A 19422-nucleotide genomic window follows, 5' to 3' on the forward strand; every position below is an offset into this window, starting at 1 on the left:
ATCGCGTTCGCTCATCTCGGCGGAAATGGACTTCAAACAGCGATTTCCATGACCCGGCCGGGTTCTGAAGTGAAAGATAGCGGCTCTACCGAGAGGCAGCCTTCGATTGCTTCACGCAAGTTCTCGACAAGTTCGTCCAAGGTTTCACCCTGGGTCGCGCAACCGGGAATTGCCGGCACTTCGGCCCAGTAGCCACCTTCTTCGGCTTCGTGAATGATCGCCTTGAACTTCATCGGTCATCTCCAACTCCACCCTGAAGATAGGCTGCCCCGCCGATATTTGCAAAGCTGCATCAGCGCTGTCTATCTGCAAGGTCTGCCTGCCTGATCAGGCTCTCGACGGGTGTGGCAGTCCAACGTCTGCAACGGCCAGCAGAAGGCTTTCATGTTCTCCATGACCATGCTGGCGGTGCTGCTCTTCGTGGTCGAACTGGACGGCGACCTGCGCGGAGGCTGACGACCGTCAGCCGATTTCAATCGATCTGATCGGGTGGCGGCACTTGCGAGCCTGTTGCCGCCATTGCTTTTGGGCGAAAGCCGGGGGCTTTTGGGCGAAAGCCGGGCAAAAACCGAACAATATCTTGACGTTCGCAGCCCTGTTTCGCATAAGCCGATGCGAGGGGAGCGGATTCGGCGCGCGGAATCCGCTCCCCGTCTCAACGGCCCAGGGAGGGGTTCTTTTGGGTCATCAATCGAGGAAAATCCGGCAATGACCATAATTTTAGCTGTCATCGCCTGCGGTCTGCTTTCAGTCCTTTACGCCATCTGGGCGACAAAATCGGTCCTCGCGGCCGATCAGGGCAATGCACGCATGCAGGAAATTTCCGCGGCCATCCGCGAAGGCGCGCAGGCCTATCTGGCGCGCCAGTACACCACCATCGCCATCGTCGGCGTCGTCGTCCTGCTGCTCGCCTGGTGGCTGCTTTCGATCACCGCCGCCATCGGCTTCCTGATCGGCGCCGTTCTGTCGGGCGCCGCCGGCTTCATCGGCATGCACGTCTCGGTGCGCGCCAATGTGCGCACCGCGCAGGCGGCTTCCAACAGCCTCGCAGCCGGCCTCGAGATCGCCTTCAAGTCGGGCGCCATCACCGGCATGCTGGTCGCTGGCCTGGCCCTGCTCGGCGTCTCGATCTATTATCTGATCCTCACCCAATTCATCGGCCTCCAGCCCAACGACCGCGTCGTCATCGACTCGCTGGTTTCGCTCGGCTTCGGCGCCTCGCTGATCTCGATCTTCGCCCGTCTCGGCGGCGGCATCTTCACCAAGGGCGCCGACGTCGGCGGCGATCTCGTCGGCAAGGTCGAAGCCGGCATTCCCGAAGACGATCCGCGCAACCCGGCCACCATCGCCGACAATGTCGGCGACAATGTCGGCGACTGCGCCGGCATGGCCGCCGACCTGTTCGAGACCTATGCGGTGACCGTGGTCGCCACCATGGTCCTCGCCGCCATCTTCTTCGGCGGCACCGCCGTTCTCAGCGCCACGATGCTCTATCCGCTGGCCATCTGCGGCGCCTGCATCCTGACCTCCATCGTCGGCACCTTCTTCGTCAAGCTCGGCTCCAACGGCTCGATCATGGGCGCGCTCTATAAGGGCCTGATCGTCACCGGCCTGCTGTCGATCGTCGGCCTCGGCATCGCCACCTCGGCAACCCTGGGCTGGGGCGAAATCGGCACGGTCGCCGGCATGGCCATCACCGGCACGAACCTGTTCATCTGCGGCCTGATCGGCCTTCTGGTGACCGGCCTCATCGTGGTGATCACCGAGTACTACACCGGCACCGACAAGCGCCCGGTGAACTCCATCGCCCAGGCCTCGGTCACCGGTCACGGCACCAACGTCATCCAGGGCCTTGCGGTCTCGCTGGAATCGACGGCACTTCCGGCGATCGTCATCGTCGGCGGCATCATATCGACCTACCAGCTCGCCGGCCTCTACGGCACGGCGATCGCAGTCACCACGATGCTCGGTCTTGCCGGCATGATCGTTGCGCTCGACGCCTTCGGCCCGGTCACCGACAATGCCGGCGGCATCGCCGAAATGGCCGGCCTGCCCAAGGAAGTGCGCCAGTCGACCGATGCGCTCGATGCCGTCGGCAACACCACCAAGGCGGTGACCAAGGGCTACGCCATCGGTTCGGCAGGTCTCGGCGCGCTGGTGCTGTTTGCGGCCTACTCCAACGACCTGAAGTTCTTTGCCGCCAATGGCGACAAATACCCTTACTTCCAGGGCATGGGCGACGTCTCTTTCGACCTCTCCAACCCTTATGTCGTCGCCGGTCTGATCTTCGGCGGTCTGATTCCGTATCTGTTCGGCGGCATCGCCATGACGGCTGTCGGCCGTGCGGCGGGCGCCATCGTCGAGGAGGTGCGCAAGCAGTTCCGCGAGGATCCGGGCATCATGGCCGGCACCTCGAAGCCGAACTATGCGCGTGCGGTCGATCTTCTGACCAAGGCGGCGATCCGGGAAATGATCATTCCGTCGCTGCTGCCGGTGCTTGCGCCGCTGGTCGTCTATTTCGGCGTGCTGCTGATCTCTGGCTCGAAGGCGTCCGCCTTTGCAGCCCTTGGCGCCTCGCTGCTCGGCGTCATCGTCAACGGCCTGTTCGTCGCCATCTCGATGACCTCTGGCGGCGGCGCCTGGGACAATGCAAAAAAATCGTTCGAGGACGGCTTTACCGACAAGGACGGCGTCAAGCATCTCAAGGGCTCCGAGGCGCACAAGGCCTCGGTGACCGGCGACACGGTCGGCGATCCCTACAAGGACACCGCCGGTCCGGCAGTCAACCCGGCGATCAAGATCACCAACATCGTCGCCCTGTTGCTGCTGGCCGTGCTCGCGCACGGCTGAGGCGGCTTGGCCTTCCGAGGCCGAGATCCACAACCGAACCCGCGGGAGCGATCCCGCGGGTTCGTCTATTTTGGACGTCCAGCATCAGGGAATTGACGCCGGTGACGGGTCCAAGCTCGCGTTGAAATGGTCTGAGGAAAACAAAAACCCGCGGGATCGCTCCCGCGGGTTTTCGGTCGCCTGAGATGTTGCTGCTTCCCCCCGAAGCAAAAAGAAGGGAAGCAAAAGAAAAGGAGGATCAGGTGCCCGGCGAGGCGCCGCCGCCGCCGCCGGGGAGGCCGGGCGCCAGCTTGCTGGCGCCACCCATGATCTGGCTGAGGAAGTTCTGGTCCTTGCCGCCGGTCGGCGTGGTCCGCGAGATGAAGTCGAACACCTTGCCGTCCTTCAGGCCGTAATTGGCGATCTGGGTAACGCGCCCGTCCTCGCCGAAATAGACGGCCAGCACCTTCTGGTCGACCAGCCTCGGCTTGTCGAAGGCGACGTAACGCTTGCGCGTCTGTGAGATGTAGTAGAAGGCCTCGTTGTCGAAAGTCGCCTTGGTCGACGGGGTGCCGAGCGCCAGAAGCACCTGTTCGCGGCTCGAGCCGACCGGCACCAGGTCGATCGCCTGCTGGTCGATGACGTAGCCCTGCGTCAGCGTCTCGCTCGGATTGAGATCACCGATCATCTTCGACGAGTTGCAGGCGCAAAGCGCCGAAGCTGCCACCAGCAGCGAGATCGCGCCGGCGGATCTCGGAAAAGCGGACCTGGGCAGAAAAGTCGACTTGATTTTCAGCGCGCGCAACTACAACTCCATTAGCTGGCCGCAACTTGCGCTGGGCCGCAAAACCGGTAAACCAGCTTGCTCGCCGATGCAACAAGGCCAATTCAACAAACGGTCCCCGGGAGACCACCCTCAATGTTCCAGCGCCTTTTTGGTCGCGAACTTCACGCCAACCGCGCTATCACCGAGGCGCTTTACGCACAAATCGTGGCAGCGGCGCGGCAAACCGTGTTTTATTCCGACTGGGATGTCCCGGACACGCCGCTTGGCCGCTTCGAGATGCTGTCGCTGCACATGTTCCTGTTCCAGCACCGGCTGCGCGGCGAGGGTGGTGTTGCCGGGGAGGTCGCGCAGGTGCTGATCGACGAGTTCTTCATGGATGTCGAGCATTCGCTGCGCGAACTCGGCATCGGCGACGTCGGCGTGCCGAAGCGCATGAAGAAACTGGCGAAGATGTTTTATGGCCGCACCGCCGCCTATGACGATGCGCTGGAACGAAACGACCATGACGCACTCGTCGCGGCGCTTGCCCGCAATGTCAGGCCTGATGCCGGCACCTGGCCGCAGGCGACGCATCTGGCCGGCTACGTCGCCGATGTCTCCAGGCGACTCGCGGAACAGCCGACCGAATCGATTGTTTCCGGCACTGTGGCATTCCCCGCGGCCAAACCTATTTAAGAAAACAAGCCTATTTAAAGGAAAACATGAAACACGCCGATTCCCAGAGCCCCGATCGCCAGAGCCCCGTGTCCTTCGTGGCCAACGTCGCCCGGCTGCCGCAAAAGGGACTGCCGGTGCTGATCGAGGCCGACGCCGCGCAGCGCGCCGCGCTGGCAGGCGAGCACGAGTTGCTGTCGGTCGAGAACTATCGCGCCGAACTTCTGGTGGCGCCATGGAAGCGCAACGGCGTCAAGGTCAGCGGCCGCGTCGAGGCCGATATCACCCAGGCCTGCATCGTCACCCTGGACCCGATCGAGGCGCATATCGACGAGGCGGTCGACGCACTGTTCCTGCCGGAGCAGTCGAAGCTCGGGCGGCAGGGTTTCGAGGGCGGTGGCGAGATAATGCTCGATGCCGAAGGGCCGGACAGCCCGGAAACATTTTCCGGCAATTCAATCGATGTCGGGGCGCTCGCCGAACAGTTCTTTGGACTGGCGATCGATCCCTATCCGCGCAAGCAAGGCGTTTCGATGGAGGCTGCCGACGATGCCGGGACTGTGGAAAGCGAATTTCAGCAAAAGCTGCGTTCCCTGCTGGGGAAATCCTGAAAACCCGACCCAATCGGAGAAAGCCGGTTGTGCGGCAGCCCAAAAACGCTATTTTCGCCGAACCTTCGCGAGCCCCAAACCCGTTGCCAGCGCCAGGCGCTCGCTCAAGCAAACTGTGAGATGAACACCGCGTGATCAGGATTTCCATCGATGCCATGGGCGGCGATCACGGACCAAGCGTGGTCATCCCGGCGCTCATGACGGTCGCGACCCGGCGTCCCGACATCCGCTTCGTCATCTATGGTCGCGAGGAGGCAGTGCGCCCCGAACTCGCAAAGCTGCCCAAGCTGGCGGAAGTGAGCGAGTTCATCCACTGCGAGATAGCAGTCCGGATGGACGACAAGCCGAGCCAGGCGCTGCGCCATGGCCGCTGGAAGTCGTCGATGTGGAAAGCGGTCGAGGCGGTCAAGGCAGGCACTGCCGACGCCTGCATCTCGGCCGGCAACACCGGCGCGCTGATGGCGATGTCGAGATTCTGCCTCCGCACCATGGCGACCATCGACCGTCCGGCGATCGCGGCGCTGTGGCCGACATTGCGTGGCGAAAGCGTGGTGCTGGACGTCGGCGCCACCATCGGCGCGGATGCGCATCAGCTGGTTGATTTTGCCATTCTGGGCACTGGCATGGCGCGCTCGGTTTTCGGCATCGAACGGCCGAGCGTCGGTCTGCTCAATGTCGGCGTCGAGGAGATCAAGGGCCAGGAAGAGGTCAAGGAGGCGGGCCGCATGTTGCGCGAGGCCAACATGGCCTCGATGAACTACCATGGTTTCGTCGAGGGCGACGACATCGGCAAGGGCACGGTCGACGTGGTCGTCACCGAAGGATTTGCCGGCAACATCGCGCTGAAAACGGCGGAAGGCACGGTACGGCAGATCGCCGGTTACCTGCGCGCCGCGATGGACCGCACGCTGATGGCCAGGATCGGCTATGTATTCGCCAAGGGCGCCTTCGATCGCCTGCGCGAAAAGATGGATGTCGGCCGCTCCAACGGCGGGGTTTTTCTGGGTCTGAACGGCGTCGTGGTGAAAAGCCATGGCGGCGCCGATTCGGACGGCTTCGCGGCGGCGATCGAGCTTGGCTACGACATGGTGCGCAACAATCTGCTCGATCGCATCGAAGCCGATCTTGATCTGTTCCATGCGCGCAATCCGCATGCCCAGACATCCAGGAAATCCGACGTCGTTGCCGACGCAGAGGAATAGGAAAGAGCCTTGATCAGATCAGTCGTGCGCGGCACAGGCTCCGCGCTGCCCCGCCGCATCATGAAGAATGCCGATTTCGAAGGCATGGTCGAGACGTCAGACGCATGGATTGCCCAGCGCACCGGCATCCGCCAGCGCCATATCGCGGCCGACGACGAGACGACGGCTTCGCTCGGCGAGGCGGCGGCGCGCGCAGCCCTCGACAATGCCGGCCTGACGCCGGCCGATATCGACCTGATCGTGCTGGCGACCTCGACTCCCAACAACACCTTTCCGGCGACCGCCGTCGACATCCAGAACCGGCTGGGCATGCATCACGGCTTCGCCTTCGACATGCAGGCGGTGTGCTCGGGCTTCGTCTACGCGGTGACGACGGCCGACCTCTATATCCGCGGCGGCCTCGCCAAACGCGTGCTGGTGATCGGCTCCGAAACCTTTTCGCGCATCCTCGACTGGAGCGATCGCTCGACCTGCGTGCTGTTTGGCGACGGCGCCGGCGCGATGGTGCTGGAAGCAGGCGAGGGGGCGGGCGGCATTGCCGACCACGGCGTGCTGGCTGCCAGCCTGCGCTCCGACGGGGCTCACAAGGACAAGCTGTTCGTCGACGGTGGAGCTTCGACCACCGGAACGGTGGGCCATCTCAGGATGGAAGGCCGCGAAGTGTTCAAGCACGCGGTCGGCATGATCACCGACGTCATCGAAGCGACGTTCTCAGCTGCCGGGATCACCGCTGAAGATCTCGACTGGTTCGTGCCGCATCAGGCCAACAAGCGGATTATCGACGCTTCCGCCAGGAAGCTCGGGATAGCTGAACAAAAGGTGGTGGTTACCGTCGATTTGCACGGTAACACCTCGGCTGCTTCGGTGCCGCTGGCGCTGTCGGTGGCGGTCGCCGACGGCCGCATCAAGAAGGGTGATCTGGTGCTGATCGAGGCGATGGGCGGCGGCTTCACCTGGGGCGCGGTCCTGCTTCGCTGGTAAGTGCCGAACGGACCGGTTCGGTCCTTGACCTTGCCGGATCAATTACTTAGGCTCTATCTTTGCTTATATAGAGTTATGTTTTTTGAGCTGATGGGGACGGTTCGCATGGGGGGAAAGACACTTACGCGCGCCGATCTTGCTGAAGCCGTTTATCGCAAGGTTGGCCTGTCGCGTACTGAATCGGCCGAGCTCGTCGAAGCGGTTCTGGACGAGATCTGTGAGGCGATCGTTCGCGGCGAGACGGTAAAATTGTCGTCGTTCGCAACCTTCCATGTCCGCTCCAAGAACGAGCGCATCGGGCGCAACCCCAAAACCGGCGAGGAAGTGCCGATCCTGCCGCGCCGCGTGATGACCTTCAAATCGTCGAATGTGCTTAAGAACCGCATCCTGCGCGCGCACCAGATCAGCAAGGCCAAGGGCAGCAAATAGCGCCTGCGCTTCAAAGCCCGGTTGAAAACGGTCGCCTGCTTTGACGCCGGGCTTGAATATTGTTTCATAAACCGCTGAAATAAGGCTCGATTCGGCAGGACAAGCCGGATCGGAATGACTCTTTGTTGAGCATGATCCTGGCCGAAAACCGTTTCCCACTTTTCGGGACCATGCTCCAGCGTGAGGATTTCGCCCATGGACAAGAGCCCCGACGCTTTCCGCACCATCAGCGAGGTCGCAGAAGATCTCGACCTGCCGCAGCATGTGCTGCGTTTTTGGGAAACGCGCTTCAACCAGATCAAGCCGATGAAGCGCGGCGGTGGCCGCCGCTACTACCGGCCGCAGGATGTCGAATTGATCAAGGGCATCCGCCACATGCTCTACGATCAGGGATACACGATCAAGGGTGTGCAGAAGCTGTTGCGCGAGAACGGCAATCATTTCCTGGTCGCCATCGGCAATGGCGACATGGCGGCCGTCGAGGCGATCTCGCAGCGCCGGCAGGCCGATGCGGTGCCGTTGACACCGGCGGCCCAGCCGCGCGGCGCCGATGACGAGATGCTGGTCGGCGAGCCCAAGGTGAAACCCAGCCGGCGCTTTTTCGGCCTGGGCAAGACCGAGGAAGAAGGCCCGGTACAGCCGGGCACGTCGAAACTCTCGCGCGACAATCGCGCTTTGCTGCAGGAGGCGCTGTTCGACCTTCTGGAATGCAAGCGCCTGCTCGATCAGGTGCGCTAGCATGGCCCCGAAAAATGCGCAAAAAAATGCTGCAGACACCTTGCGCCTCCGATAGGACGCGCCGCGCTGTAGTGCATGTTTTGGATAGCGACTGCATAGAACTTCACGCGGGTCGCATGAATCCCTTCTGACGCGACGCGCTCTAGGCCCCGATCGGTCGCGGCAAAAACCGGAACCGGTTTTGCGATCGTGCGTTCCTTCGCAAAAGAAGGAAGCCTGTCATGGTATCATTTTCGACCCTCTCCGACATCGATCTTGAAAAACAGGTCGCGGCTCTCTCCAGGGAACTGGCGGCGTTGAGGAAAGCCGTTTCCAGGCGCGGCAGCGCCTATTACGAGGACGGGCGTGACACCGCGTCGGACTATTACTCGGACCTCGCCGAACGTTTCAGTGACGCTCTGCCTGCGATCAGGAGGCATGGCAGGGTGATAGAGAAGACAGCCCGCGATCATCCCGCGACAGCCGCCGCAGTCGGTCTGGTTGTGGTCGGGCTCGTCGCCAGCATGTTCCTCAGCCGCCAGCAGAAAACGTCGCGGACGAGATCGAGATCGGCACGTTGAGACAAGAAAATGGCGGCGCGGACGGCCGCCATTTTCGTTGACCAAAAGGTCGATCAGCGCGCGACCTTGAGCTTGTTCTTCGGGCTGACCTGCGCGGTCTGGCTGCATTTGCCGTAGACGGTGCCGTTGGAGTCGGTGGCGTCCGTATAGGTACCCTTGCAGTCGAGCTGCAGCACCAGGCAGTGACCCGCGCCCTTGCAAACCGCGCCGCCGCCGCTCGGATGCGTGCCGTTGGCGAAGGCCGAGCCCGGCAGTGAAATCGAGCCGAAGGCCGAGACGACGATGGCAGCGGCGAGCGACAGGCGCTTGAAGTTCGAGATGTTGGTCACTTGAGCATTTCCTTCTCTTGATCGAGGATCGCCGTCAGGGCGTCCTTCCGGTTGGGACCGCCTTTGTGGCGTCCATGCCGTGTTGGTGCGGCCCGGAGAGAAAAGGTTCACGCGTCGGTTCAAGAAAATTCGCAGCCCCTGACGCGTTCTGCGTGCTCCGGCTCCCGCTGCTGAGATTCGATCCTACAGCCGCTTGACAAGGGAGCAGCTCAGAACCGTCGAACAGTTCGTCGATCGGCCAGTCAAAGACCCCGATCGGGATGACGGTCCCGTGCCGGTGCCGCCGAGGCCTGTGCCGGGCTGCGCCGATCGGAATCACGATGCCGTGACGGCGTTTTTGGCGCTTGGCAAATCACCATCGAGAGGGCATTCTCTGCGCCGTCTCAGGCAACTTCTTGATTTGATCAAACTCTTTAAATCCACGGAGTTGCCAAATGCCCCAAATAGCAACAAGCGAAGCTTTTTCCGAACTGTCGGCGACCGAAGCTGCGCCCGACCACAGCGCCCTTAAGGCCATCCGAGAAACCAGGGGATACAGCATGGAAGAGCTGTCCCTGACGTGCGGACTGTCGGTCGATGAGATCGCCGACATCGAGAACGGCAGGAATGCCGATTTGTCGAAGCTCAGGCGAATAGCCTCTGCGCTCCGGCTTCCGGAAAGCGCGCTGATCGATACGGCCGCGCTGACACAATCCGTGGAAAATCCAAGACCCGTCTCATAGCAGCGACGCCAGAGGATCAAGCCAACAAGCGAGGTGTGTTCTGGATTTGAAGTTCCTGAATGCTGACGACATCCACCAGAGCAGGAACTTCAAATCCACCATGCCGGGCATCGGCGTGATGGCCGCCGAATTCGGTTGACCCGAACCGCGTTATCACGATACATCGCGACCGGTCCGGAGTGTAGCGCAGCCCGGTAGCGCACTTGACTGGGGGTCAAGGGGTCGTCGGTTCGAATCCGGCCACTCCGACCAAATAAGCCCTTAGAACCCTAGGGCTTATTTGAAATCCGGGGAAACTAGCTGAGCCGCGAAAACGAGAAATTGGGGCCTTTCTGGGCCCTTTCCTTTTCTGGGCCGTGCCAGTCTGGGGCCATGTCGCCCGAATCGCGCCGTGAACGGGCCGACGATCGGCGGCCAAGCGCTGATCGACAGGCTCGGATCAGATCGCGGATCGATGCGTCAGGATCTGGTCGGGCTGTTTGGCTACTCAAAATGCAAGGCCGAAGGCCGCGACCGCCGCCCGGTGTTCTTCACGTTCATTCCCGACGACAAAAGCCAGCAGCGAGAGCGGAACTGCACCTGGAAGCGGACCTTCGAAAGTGAAGGGCTCGAAACGCGGGAACCTTTCATCCGCGAGCCGCTTTGTGTGCATGTCCCAAGCCGTGCAACCACCCATATTGCCAAAGGGTAGCCCAGATCGGGACGTCAACTGTGAAGTCGCCTTGGAAGCCGCATTTGCAGCCTTGGTGACAGCCTCGGAAGCGAAGGGTTGGACGCCGCGCGAAACGGCTGCAGCTCTACTGAAAATCGCAACGGAGCATGCCCAGCGGTTCAGGCTTGTGCCGGCTGAGCCGCCAAGGTGGCGAACGCGAAGAGGTCTGTTCATCGCGTGTGCCATGCTCGTGTTTTTGCTGTGTGCAGCCATCGCTTGGTGGGGTTCTTAGATGACAATCAACGTTTCGCCCCGGCAGGGTGGAACAGCCTTGGAAGGGGCCAGAACCCCTTCCGGTTTTTCCGCCGCGCTGCGACTACAAGAGGTCTAGGAACGCGTTACGAACCGCTGGGGGTAGATTGTCGTAAATCAGTTTGAAAGCGACGGCGGTCTTCTCTGCGTCGTCATCGGTTTCAATTTCTTCTTTCAGGATCGAAATGCGATATGCCTTACTTGGCATCTTTCCATGCCTGGCTAAAACCTCGTGTAAGCTGTTGGATAGCTCTTCAAAGAGGTCGTCGCCTTCCTTTACTCGGACGAACCACTTGTGCAGGACATCCTCGGTCTTTATTCCCGACATGGTATAGACGTCAGCATCTACATAATTACCCGGCGTCATGTCGGCATAGCCGATTACCTTTGACGGGCCGAACATCCAATTCCCATCTCGACCCTTGACAGCATACCAGGCCCTGTATTTGGCCAGAGTTTCGTTGATGGGGTGTGCCTTTTTTTGCATCATAGCCGAGTGGAAGTTCATGATATTTTCTTGAGCCTGATCTGACGAAGAAATGAGCTTCATGTTTTGGTTCCTCTCCGAAGTTCGACAAGTTCTTGTAGTTCGCGAAGTTCGCAAAGTCAATGGCGCTTACGGAGCGATGTTGCCGGCCCTGCGCATGTCCGGCATTGTGGCAACCTGGTAGGGAGGGCGAGATCAATGCGAGCAGCCATGATGACCATTGTTGCGACCACCGGATTAGCAAATATTGCGGCCGCCGCCGAAAATGAGTGCCTCTCTCAATATACCAAATATAATGTGTGCAACGCTGCAAGGGAGATGCAAAAATCGGCCGCGCCGATGCTTCCAATGAAGATGAACGCGAACATGACTTGGGAGAGCGCAGCCGCAATTGGTCCGATATTTGCTGCTTATGTTAGTTGGACGCAAAGCTGGTCTGCGATTGAATTAACCTTGTCGAGTGCAGGCATGTCGAAAGAGTCCTTGGTCTCTAAGATGCAAACACAGACCCAAACAATGGTATGCGGACAAGATGCGACCGCTGCTTTTGTGCGTCTAGGAGGCAAGGTGCAGTATATTTATCGTTCGGCTGATGCAGTGCCCATCGCGTCATTGACAGTTACCAAATGCCCTCGTTAGTCCCCGTTTCGACGCGCGAGCCACTGCAGAAAACTCGCGCAAGAGCGCTATATGTAGACAGCGGACCGTCGCCGCAGTGGCGATGATGAAGACCGGACTGGCTGTGCATACCCCGCTTGGCCGTTTTCAACCTGGGAACTCTATAAGCACGTCTAATAACATTCGAGCCGGCATTTCGTTGGTGCGCTCCACAATTGCTGCATGGGCGGGCGGAGCGTTCTCGGAAATGCAGGTTCTGCGGATTCTCAAAAATGCCGGGAAGCCCGGCCTCGATTTTTCGCCGCAACAAAAAATTCCGTCCATTAGGCCCCGCGCGGGCCTGCCGGCGCACGGACTCGGCAAGTCTTCACCCGCCCCTGATGCAACAGGGTTGACAATCAAACTAGCCGAACGACTATCACGAGCCAAGCGTGAGGTACGAGATTGATTTTGGAAAGTTGGCCATGGAAAGAAGCCCTGCTTAGGGATGCAAATACACTTGATGGTTTCTTTTTGGGAGACGATGACGAGCAGGCCGAGGTCGATTATGAACGAACCATTTTCTTGGCAGGCTTCACCATACGCAAATTGCTTGAGGCAAAAAAGCTAACCGATCGCACAGCACTGGCTGATGTGAAATGTCGGAAACTTCGCCTGCTCGATCCCGCTAGAATCCCCGATCGACTTGCCCGGCATTTTCCGAACGAGTTTTATGATTTCGAAAGTCGGCAAGCGGCCACGGTGAAACTGTCGTTTTTGACAAATCAGTTGATCCATAGTTTCGTTTTCATCGCCACTGTCAGGGACGAAACGGACTTTCATGCAGAAGGCATTTTCGTGAACTCGGACTATGACCGGGGCAAATTCCTGTATGAGTATGATTTACCTGAGTTGGTGCGAATAATGCGGCTTGTCGGAAATGATGAAGTTCAGCGAAGTCACCACAAACGCGACGAAAACGGCGAATGGATCATCCGCAATTACGGGCCAGACGAGCCGGAAGCAAATCAGCGATAGGTCAACATGCTTGGATATCGAAAACGATCGTTTGTCCGCGCACATGACCTTCTTACCGCGCTCCGAAATGATCAAGAAAATCTCGTAGCACTTAGAGAAATGCAGGCGCTGCTGTTGCGCGAGATCGTTCTGACAGAAGACCGCATTCGGCCACTAAAAGCGGAGTTAAGAACTATTGATCCAGACGCACCGGGCGCGGACCTCAAACGTTTCGTGTTTCTGACGAATCGAATTGAAGGACTGCGCAGGTGCGCGTTTATCTGGCGCTGTTTTGGGGATGCAATCGCCTTCCTCTACATGGACAAATACGCGCTCAAACAGACCCTCTACAACACGGACAATTACAACGCCAAGCAAGGTGCGGGCTTCATTGGTGGCAAAGATGGCCTCGCAATGGAATTAGCTGTTTTGGACGCATTCGTTGACAATGGCATTCCGGCGCTTCAGGTGGACATTACGAACACAATACGTCACGGCGATATCTGCGTGATGGTGGGTCCAGATCCGATTTTGGTCGAGGTCAAGGCGTCGAAGAAGAAACTCAACCCGAGGGGGAAAAAGCAGGGCCGCAGTCTGGACATGCTGAACACGTTCTTCACGACTGACAAAGTCAAAGGACTGCGCGGAATGGAGGAGGTTCGGCGTCGAGAATCTAAGATCGCCGAGCGAGTTCATGCGGACCTAATGAACGTATGCATCGGAAAGGCAAGGAAACGCGGCTACGGGATTGAGCAGCCAGAAAAAGGCTTGTTCTATGTCGCAATGGGGGAGGATGCTCCAAGCATCCAAGAGATTTTTGCGGATATGGGGCTGCGAGAGTCGCTTATGTTTGGTTGGAACATCGAGAAGACCCAACGGATGTGGGCGCCCTTCGTCCCGTTCACATTGAGCATTGAAGATAAGGATGCACTTTGGGATTTCATAGAGGGCAAATTGTTCGTGATGGTGGTCTTGGAGATCGACCGACTAATCGAGATCGCAGCGGAGATTGGCCTAAACGCAATTTACGATGAGCAAAGCGACCCTAAATATCCACTCACATTCAAACTGGTCGGGGGTACGGGTCTAAGTGGTATATCGAGGCAAATGATTGGTCGGGTCGGGATGGAGTGTTTATCGCCGCAGACGATGATCCACAGGGCAGTTGAAATGTATCGCAATTCAGCCGAGCAATTTTCAGTCGAAATGGAGCGGCAGGAATTGGTCTAAACGGAACGGCCAGCGATACATGGCGGCAACGTTCAAGGTCCGCAACGTGTCGGAACGGACATTCCGCTTAGGGCACCAGCGGTTGGCGCGATCCGCCTTACGCCAAGCAGCGGCTCGACGAGCCTCATTGTCATGAGTGCTCGCCGATATCATGGTTAGATTAGTGCCGAAGTCGCCATAGTCCGGCTGCTTGACGGCAAGACAGATCCTTCCTCGACGAGGATGGCGACAAGGTTGCGCACAAGAAACCAGCAGGCTCGGTGCTGACCTCAACGCGCGCGGCCCAGCGATCGTACAACGTTGCCGCCTGCTGGTAGCTTCCGACCAATCGACGGCCATCGCTTTGCGTCGGCACAACAGGCAGGCCGAACACAGCGGACTGGACTACGCAACAGCTTGTGGATTGCTCGAGATGTACTGGCCATCACCATCGTTCAAGAACCGCAGGCGCATCCAGTCCGAAGGGTGCATGACGATGCCATCCGCCGGCTTACCTGAGAAATCCATCATGCTCCAGCCGCCGGCGAACACAGCGCCGCCGGCCGCAACTGCCGCTGATGGCGATGTTCGAGAGCGATCGCGCCCCAGATCAGCCCGAGCAGCAGATAGACGTGGCGCCAGTGATCGATGTCGATGAAGGTGCCCAGCGCGATATTGCCGATGAAGGCGACATAGGCGCACAGAAGGTAGGGCTGCCACGGCCTGTCGCGCAGGAGAATGCGGAAGCCGGCCGCTATCGTCCAGCAGGTCAGCGTCAGGAACGTGACGAAGCCGAGCCAGCCATAGTCCATCAGCATTTTCAGCCAGATGTTGTGTGTGTCCTCGCCGAAAATCGTGCCGAAGACGAGTGGGCCGATGCCGAGCGGATGCTCCAGCGCCATCTGGAAACCGAAGATATAGCGGGCGAAACGGCCGAGGCGGGCGGTATCGTAGCTTTGTTCCAACTGGGCGCGGCTGGAGAACATTTCCGAGACGCCCGGCAGCTGCAGGATGACGAGCATCGCAATGACCAGCAGCGAGATGGCGGCGATGGTCATGACGACGACACGCAGCCGGAATTTTCCGCTGGCGCTCTGCAGGAACAGGGCGCCGGTGAGCAGGATCGCCGAAACGCCGAACATGCCCCAGGCGCCGCGCGAGAACGAGAAGAAAATCCCGGCGGTGATGATCAGCAGCGGCATCGCCAGCAACGGCATGCGTGAGATGGGGCCGGTCAGCAGGAGATGGAGCAGGTAGATGCCGGGCAGCACCAGGAACGGCCCGAACACGTTCGGATCCTGGAAGGCGCCGGTGGCGCGGTCGTATCTGGTGAAGATCTCCGCCCCCGGAAAGGCATGGAAATAGCCTGATATCCCGAGCAGCGAGGTCAGCACCGCCGACATCACATAGGCCCGGAAGATCACTCGGTAGAGATTTGGCTGGACCGATGTCACCGAGGCGAAGAACACCGCGGTAAACGCCAGGAACAGCGACACGGCGAGATAGAGCGGGGTGCCGGCAATATCCGACATCTGGGTCATCGCGATCATGCCGCCGATGTTCATGACCACCAGCAGCACCAGCAGCGGCGCCGCCGCGCGCGATATGCGCAGGCCGAACAGGGCCCACACCGCCATCAGCGCGACCATATAAAGGTCGTATGGCGCCGGCTCGGCGATGACGAAGCCGGACAGGAAGACGCCGAGGAAAACCGCGCCCGACGCAATCAGCGCGATCAGCTTGGCGTTGACCGCGGCCGGCGACAGTTCATGCGTGACTGCGCTCAATAGGCATTTTCCGTATTGAGCAGCCGGATCGGTGTCAGGAACAGGATCCTCAAATCGAACAGCAGCGACCAGTTCTCGATATAATAGAGGTCGTATTCCGTCCGCATGCGGATCTTCTCGTTGGTATCCATCTCGCCGCGCCAGCCATTGATCTGCGCCCAGCCGGTGACGCCGGGTTTGACCTTGTGGCGTGCGAAATAGCCGTCGACCACCTCATTGTAGAGAAGGTTGTGCGACTGGGCGGCAATGGCGTGCGGGCGCGGGCCAACCAGCGACAGCGAACCGAAAAGCGAATTGAAGAACTGCGGCAACTCGTCGATCGAGGTCTTGCGGATGAAGCGGCCGACGCGGGTGACGCGCGGGTCGTTCCTAGTCACCGTCTGCTTGGCCGTCGGGTCGGCCTTGTCGGTGTACATCGAACGGAACTTGTAGACCTCGATGATCTCGTTGTTGAAGCCATGCCGCTTCTGGTGGAACAGCACCGGTCCCTTGCTGTCGAGCTTGATGGCGATCGCGGTCGCCAGCATGACCGGCGAGAACACGATGATGCCGATGATCGAGAAGACGATGTCGAAGGCGCGCTTGGCGACCGAATCCCAGTCGTTGATCGGCCTGTCGAAAATATCGAGCATCGGCACCGAGCCGATGTAGGAATAGGCGCGCGGCCGAAATTGCAGCGCGTTCGAATGCGCCGAGAGCCGGATGTCGACAGGCAGCACCCACAGCTTCTTCAAAAGCTGCAGGACGCGCGTTTCGGCGGTCAGCGGCAGCGATACGATCAGCATGTCGATACGGGCGATGCGGGCGAACTCGATGAGCTCGGAAACGGTGCCGAGCTTTGGGTAGCCGGCGACGATGGGCGGCGAGCGCTTGTCGCCGCGGTCGTCGAAGATGCCGCAGATGCGGATGTCGTTGTAGGGCTGCTTTTCGACGGAGCGGATCAGGACTTCCGCCGCCGTGCCGCCGCCGACGATGACGGCGCGGCGCTCCATGCGCCCGTCCCGCGCCCAGCGCCGGATCAGCTTCGACATCAGCAGTCTCAGGCCGAAGATCAGCATGAAGCCGACGACGAACCAGGTGCCGAAAACCAGGCGCGAATAGTCCTGCGACATCTTCATGGCGAATGCCGTCAGCGCCATCAAGGCGAAGGTGCCGGCCCAGGCCATCAGCAGACGGCCGAAATTGGCGAGCGGCCGCATAAACGAGACGATCTGGTAGCAGTCGGTGAGGTCGAGCAGCACCACGGCGAGGGACGAAGCGGCGGCGATCGCCAGCGGATATTGCCAGGCGAGATGGTTGAAGAAGCCGACATAGTAAAAATAGATGCACAGGCCCGACAAGAACAGCAGTGCGAATTCGACCATCCGCAAGACGCCGCTGACCATGATCGGCGACATGGTGTCGCGCCGGTATTGCGACGCGACCTGACGGGCGACGTCGTTCATGCCGCCGGGGCTATCGTCAGCGGCCGGGCCGTTGAAATTGCGCACCGCGTCTTTCGAAAAGCGGCGTTTGGGATCGAAGTCGCTCATGATGCATCCGCAAAGCTTCACGCAAGTGAATAGCGAAATAGAGCTAAGAAACCCTTGAAACAACAAATAGGTTTTGGGGAAGCTTTGAGGTCAGCGCCGTTTTGGGGTTACCGCCCATTTCGGGTTAGCGCTTGAGCGCCGCGAAATAGGCCGTCTCGATCGCGGCGGCCATCACGTCGGCGCCGAATCGCGCCTTGAGGTCGGCGGTATCGGGCATCAGCCTGCCATAGGCATCGGGGTCGGCCAGCGCCGCGCTCATCTTGTCGGCGAGCTCGCACGGATCGGGCCGGATCAGGGCGGGGGAGCCGGCGCCAAGAATTTCCGGGATGCCGCCGACGCCGGTGGCGATCATCGATTTGCCGGCGGCGAGCGTCTCCAGCACGATGTAGGGCATGGCTTCCGCGCGCGAGGGCACGACAACCAGTTCGGCCAACTCGAAGGCCTTGCGCGCCGGCATCGGCGGCAGGAAGCGCATATGGCCTTCGAGCCCGAGCCGCTTCACTTGCGCATGGTAGCGCGGCAGGTCGTCGCCGTCGCCGACCATCACCGCATTCACCGGGCGGCCGAGCCGCGTTCCGGCAAGAACCAGCGCATCGATGAAGATGTCCGGTCCCTTGAGGTCGCGCATCATGCCGATATAGAGGGCATCGGCCGCATTCGCTTCGGTTCGCACCGGCTCGAACTCGGCGGCGCTCAGTCCATTATAGACAAGGTTGTTCGGGATCGGCGGTTCGCCGACCTTCCTGCGATAGGTCCGCCTTTCATAGTCGGAGACAAACAGAAGATAGTCGGTGAAGCGCGCCATGAACCGCTCGAGCGCGAAGAACAGCTTCCCCGTGGCGGTGGTCTCGTCATAGTGAAGAGAGCCGCCGTGCGGCGAATAAAGGCGGGCTACGCGAAACCTTGATACCCGCAACAATGAGCCGAACAGGCGGGCATAGGCGCCACCCTTGGCGCCGTGCCCGTGGAGCACGTCCGGCCGCAATTCCTTGATGATCCCAAATGTGCGCCAGGCCGAGGCGAGGTCGCCTGGTCCGACATGCCGCTGCATCGGCGTGCGATGGATGCCGAGCGCCATTATGCCCTTCATCTGTTCGAACAGATGTTCCTCGAAGTCGCCGCCCGTCGTCGAATCGCAGACGATGCCGACGGCATGCCCGGCGGCGACCTGCGCCTCGGTCAGGTCGCGCACGTGACGAAAAATCCCCCCGACAGGTGAGCGAAAGCAGTGGACGATCCTGAGTGTGTCCGCCACGTGGTCTAGAACAGGCGTTCGCGAACATAGACCGTGTCGCCGGGCAGAAGCGGGTCGGAGGTGGCAACGCGGCCGGTCATGACCTTGCCGTTGATGTCGCGGGTGATGTCGACGCTTCCCTGGTTGGCGCGCGGGCTGAAACCGCCGGCGATGGCAATCGCCTTTTGCACGGTCAGGCCGGGAACATAGGAGTACTGGCCCGCAGCACCGACTTCGCCCATGATGAAAATCGGCCGGTAGCGGTCGATCTCGACCGAAACGTCCGGATCACGGAGATAACCCTGGCGTAATTTATCGGCGATTTCGCCTTCGAGTTGCTGTGCGGTGTGGCCGCGCGCCGGCACGGCGCCGACCAGCGGGATGGACAGATAGCCGGATTGGTCGACACTGTAGACGTTGGTCAATCCTTCCTGCTCGAACACGGTGACGCGGACCCGGTCGCCGGCGCCGAGGCGATAAGGCTGATCGAGCATTTTATGAAAGGCCGCCGGCGCCGGCCGGTAGCTGGAGCAACCGGCAAGCAATGACACGGCGAGCAGCGCACGGAACAGGGAAGCAGTGCTTTTCATGACCGGACATGTACCTTCGACTGGCCGCCGCTGCACCGCGGCAAACGCTGGAGATCGAGGCCCGTTATCATCCGGTTAGGGTTAATGGCCGGTAAAGGCGGGCGGCCGAAGCGACGGCAACCGACAACAGGCGGCCGGTTCCTGTGCGTTTAGCTGCCGCGTG

The 19422-nt window shown here is 60.3% G+C and carries 21 protein-coding genes and 1 tRNA gene; 14 read left to right on the plus strand and 8 right to left on the minus strand.

Annotated elements, in window-relative coordinates; genetic code table 11:
* Positions 1-32: 32 nt before the first annotated feature.
* Positions 33-233 carry a type II toxin-antitoxin system HicB family antitoxin gene (locus tag AC0L2R_RS00690; protein WP_023798395.1) on the minus strand — a complete coding sequence of 67 codons (201 nt, stop codon included), beginning with the start codon at positions 231-233 and terminating at the stop codon, positions 33-35.
* A 475-nt stretch (positions 234-708) separates the two neighbouring features.
* Here AC0L2R_RS00690 and AC0L2R_RS00695 point away from each other — a divergent pair, with 475 nt between their 5' ends.
* Complete coding sequence (locus AC0L2R_RS00695; protein ID WP_473507394.1) at positions 709-2850, plus strand: sodium-translocating pyrophosphatase; 2142 nt, start codon at positions 709-711, stop codon at positions 2848-2850.
* A 238-nt stretch (positions 2851-3088) separates the two neighbouring features.
* Here the strand turns inward: AC0L2R_RS00695 and AC0L2R_RS00700 are convergent, their stop codons facing one another.
* Positions 3089-3634, minus strand: a complete 546-nt coding sequence (locus AC0L2R_RS00700) for an outer membrane protein assembly factor BamE (RefSeq protein ID WP_287221722.1) — start codon at positions 3632-3634, stop codon at positions 3089-3091.
* A gap of 114 nt (positions 3635-3748) precedes the next feature.
* Here AC0L2R_RS00700 and AC0L2R_RS00705 point away from each other — a divergent pair, with 114 nt between their 5' ends.
* From AC0L2R_RS00705 to AC0L2R_RS00735, 7 genes are all read left to right on the plus strand, one after another.
* Positions 3749-4291 (plus strand): ubiquinol-cytochrome C chaperone family protein, encoded by a 543-nt coding sequence (locus tag AC0L2R_RS00705; protein ID WP_473507395.1) that lies wholly within the window; start codon positions 3749-3751, stop codon positions 4289-4291.
* Between the two features lie 26 nt (positions 4292-4317).
* On the plus strand, positions 4318-4881 hold the full coding sequence (locus AC0L2R_RS00710; protein ID WP_473507396.1) for a YceD family protein: 564 nt from the start codon (positions 4318-4320) through the stop codon (positions 4879-4881).
* Between the two features lie 131 nt (positions 4882-5012).
* Entirely contained in the window at positions 5013-6083 is a 1071-nt protein-coding gene (gene plsX, locus AC0L2R_RS00715; protein WP_023798389.1) for a phosphate acyltransferase PlsX, read from the plus strand.
* Positions 6084-6092: 9 nt separating this feature from the next.
* Positions 6093-7064 carry a beta-ketoacyl-ACP synthase III gene (locus AC0L2R_RS00720; protein ID WP_091591554.1) on the plus strand — a complete coding sequence of 324 codons (972 nt, stop codon included), beginning with the start codon at positions 6093-6095 and terminating at the stop codon, positions 7062-7064.
* 105 nt (positions 7065-7169) lie between these two features.
* On the plus strand, positions 7170-7493 hold the full coding sequence (locus tag AC0L2R_RS00725) for an integration host factor subunit alpha (protein ID WP_023798387.1): 324 nt from the start codon (positions 7170-7172) through the stop codon (positions 7491-7493).
* Positions 7494-7688: 195 nt separating this feature from the next.
* Complete coding sequence (locus AC0L2R_RS00730) at positions 7689-8231, plus strand: MerR family transcriptional regulator (protein ID WP_023798386.1); 543 nt, start codon at positions 7689-7691, stop codon at positions 8229-8231.
* A 221-nt stretch (positions 8232-8452) separates the two neighbouring features.
* Positions 8453-8791, plus strand: a complete 339-nt coding sequence (locus AC0L2R_RS00735) for a hypothetical protein (protein WP_091591551.1) — start codon at positions 8453-8455, stop codon at positions 8789-8791.
* Between the two features lie 53 nt (positions 8792-8844).
* Here AC0L2R_RS00735 and AC0L2R_RS00740 read toward each other — a convergent pair whose 3' ends face one another.
* On the minus strand, positions 8845-9120 hold the full coding sequence (locus tag AC0L2R_RS00740) for a hypothetical protein (RefSeq protein WP_091591549.1): 276 nt from the start codon (positions 9118-9120) through the stop codon (positions 8845-8847).
* Between the two features lie 434 nt (positions 9121-9554).
* Between AC0L2R_RS00740 and AC0L2R_RS00745 the strand changes: the two genes are divergently transcribed.
* The 3 genes from AC0L2R_RS00745 to AC0L2R_RS00755 all read left to right on the plus strand — a co-directional run bounded on the left by AC0L2R_RS00745 (position 9555) and on the right by AC0L2R_RS00755 (position 10533).
* Positions 9555-9842, plus strand: coding sequence for a helix-turn-helix domain-containing protein (locus tag AC0L2R_RS00745; protein ID WP_023798383.1), 288 nt, complete (start codon positions 9555-9557; stop codon positions 9840-9842).
* 175 nt (positions 9843-10017) lie between these two features.
* Positions 10018-10094 (plus strand) — tRNA-Pro (locus tag AC0L2R_RS00750).
* Positions 10095-10296: 202 nt separating this feature from the next.
* On the plus strand, positions 10297-10533 hold the full coding sequence (locus tag AC0L2R_RS00755) for a hypothetical protein (protein ID WP_473507397.1): 237 nt from the start codon (positions 10297-10299) through the stop codon (positions 10531-10533).
* 337 nt (positions 10534-10870) lie between these two features.
* On the opposite strand, the gene AC0L2R_RS00760 is transcribed toward AC0L2R_RS00755, so the two are convergent.
* Positions 10871-11356, minus strand: coding sequence for a hypothetical protein (locus AC0L2R_RS00760; protein ID WP_473507398.1), 486 nt, complete (start codon positions 11354-11356; stop codon positions 10871-10873).
* 147 nt (positions 11357-11503) lie between these two features.
* Here AC0L2R_RS00760 and AC0L2R_RS00765 point away from each other — a divergent pair, with 147 nt between their 5' ends.
* The 3 genes from AC0L2R_RS00765 to AC0L2R_RS00775 all read left to right on the plus strand — a co-directional run bounded on the left by AC0L2R_RS00765 (position 11504) and on the right by AC0L2R_RS00775 (position 14137).
* Positions 11504-11932 (plus strand): hypothetical protein, encoded by a 429-nt coding sequence (locus tag AC0L2R_RS00765; protein WP_473507399.1) that lies wholly within the window; start codon positions 11504-11506, stop codon positions 11930-11932.
* 429 nt (positions 11933-12361) lie between these two features.
* On the plus strand, positions 12362-12928 hold the full coding sequence (locus tag AC0L2R_RS00770) for a hypothetical protein (protein ID WP_473507400.1): 567 nt from the start codon (positions 12362-12364) through the stop codon (positions 12926-12928).
* A 99-nt stretch (positions 12929-13027) separates the two neighbouring features.
* On the plus strand, positions 13028-14137 hold the full coding sequence (locus AC0L2R_RS00775; protein WP_473507401.1) for a hypothetical protein: 1110 nt from the start codon (positions 13028-13030) through the stop codon (positions 14135-14137).
* A 506-nt stretch (positions 14138-14643) separates the two neighbouring features.
* Here AC0L2R_RS00775 and AC0L2R_RS00780 read toward each other — a convergent pair.
* The 4 genes from AC0L2R_RS00780 to AC0L2R_RS00795 form a co-directional block, all read right to left on the minus strand.
* Entirely contained in the window at positions 14644-15903 is a 1260-nt protein-coding gene (locus AC0L2R_RS00780; RefSeq protein ID WP_473507402.1) for an O-antigen ligase family protein, read from the minus strand.
* Positions 15900-17435: an undecaprenyl-phosphate glucose phosphotransferase gene (locus AC0L2R_RS00785; protein WP_473507403.1), complete on the minus strand. Its 1536-nt coding sequence runs from the start codon at positions 17433-17435 to the stop codon at positions 15900-15902. The genes AC0L2R_RS00780 and AC0L2R_RS00785 overlap by 4 nt, the downstream gene beginning before the upstream one ends.
* Before the next feature lie 124 nt (positions 17436-17559).
* Positions 17560-18690, minus strand: coding sequence for a glycosyltransferase family 4 protein (locus tag AC0L2R_RS00790; protein ID WP_473507404.1), 1131 nt, complete (start codon positions 18688-18690; stop codon positions 17560-17562).
* A 5-nt stretch (positions 18691-18695) separates the two neighbouring features.
* The gene (locus AC0L2R_RS00795; protein WP_287077118.1) at positions 18696-19259 is read right to left on the minus strand and encodes a polysaccharide biosynthesis/export family protein; all 564 of its coding nucleotides are present in this window, start codon (positions 19257-19259) and stop codon (positions 18696-18698) included.
* Between the last annotated feature and the right edge of the window lie 163 nt (positions 19260-19422).

The sequence above is a fragment of the Mesorhizobium sp. WSM4820 genome, from assembly GCF_055811075.1.

What these genes read in the sequence shown, in the direction of transcription:
- AC0L2R_RS00690 (WP_023798395.1), bottom strand. Translation starts at nt 233, where the DNA reads ATGAAGTTCAAGGCGATCATTCACGAAGCCGAAGAAGGTGGCTACTGG.
- AC0L2R_RS00695 (WP_473507394.1), top strand. Translation starts at nt 709, where the DNA reads ATGACCATAATTTTAGCTGTCATCGCCTGCGGTCTGCTTTCAGTCCTT.
- AC0L2R_RS00705 (WP_473507395.1), top strand. Translation starts at nt 3,749, where the DNA reads ATGTTCCAGCGCCTTTTTGGTCGCGAACTTCACGCCAACCGCGCTATC.
- AC0L2R_RS00710 (WP_473507396.1), top strand. Translation starts at nt 4,318, where the DNA reads ATGAAACACGCCGATTCCCAGAGCCCCGATCGCCAGAGCCCCGTGTCC.
- AC0L2R_RS00725 (WP_023798387.1), top strand. Translation starts at nt 7,170, where the DNA reads ATGGGGGGAAAGACACTTACGCGCGCCGATCTTGCTGAAGCCGTTTAT.
- AC0L2R_RS00730 (WP_023798386.1), top strand. Translation starts at nt 7,689, where the DNA reads ATGGACAAGAGCCCCGACGCTTTCCGCACCATCAGCGAGGTCGCAGAA.
- AC0L2R_RS00735 (WP_091591551.1), top strand. Translation starts at nt 8,453, where the DNA reads ATGGTATCATTTTCGACCCTCTCCGACATCGATCTTGAAAAACAGGTC.
- AC0L2R_RS00745 (WP_023798383.1), top strand. Translation starts at nt 9,555, where the DNA reads ATGCCCCAAATAGCAACAAGCGAAGCTTTTTCCGAACTGTCGGCGACC.
- AC0L2R_RS00755 (WP_473507397.1), top strand. Translation starts at nt 10,297, where the DNA reads ATGCGTCAGGATCTGGTCGGGCTGTTTGGCTACTCAAAATGCAAGGCC.
- AC0L2R_RS00760 (WP_473507398.1), bottom strand. Translation starts at nt 11,356, where the DNA reads ATGAAGCTCATTTCTTCGTCAGATCAGGCTCAAGAAAATATCATGAAC.
- AC0L2R_RS00765 (WP_473507399.1), top strand. Translation starts at nt 11,504, where the DNA reads ATGATGACCATTGTTGCGACCACCGGATTAGCAAATATTGCGGCCGCC.
- AC0L2R_RS00775 (WP_473507401.1), top strand. Translation starts at nt 13,028, where the DNA reads ATGCAGGCGCTGCTGTTGCGCGAGATCGTTCTGACAGAAGACCGCATT.
- AC0L2R_RS00785 (WP_473507403.1), bottom strand. Translation starts at nt 17,435, where the DNA reads ATGAGCGACTTCGATCCCAAACGCCGCTTTTCGAAAGACGCGGTGCGC.
- AC0L2R_RS00795 (WP_287077118.1), bottom strand. Translation starts at nt 19,259, where the DNA reads ATGAAAAGCACTGCTTCCCTGTTCCGTGCGCTGCTCGCCGTGTCATTG.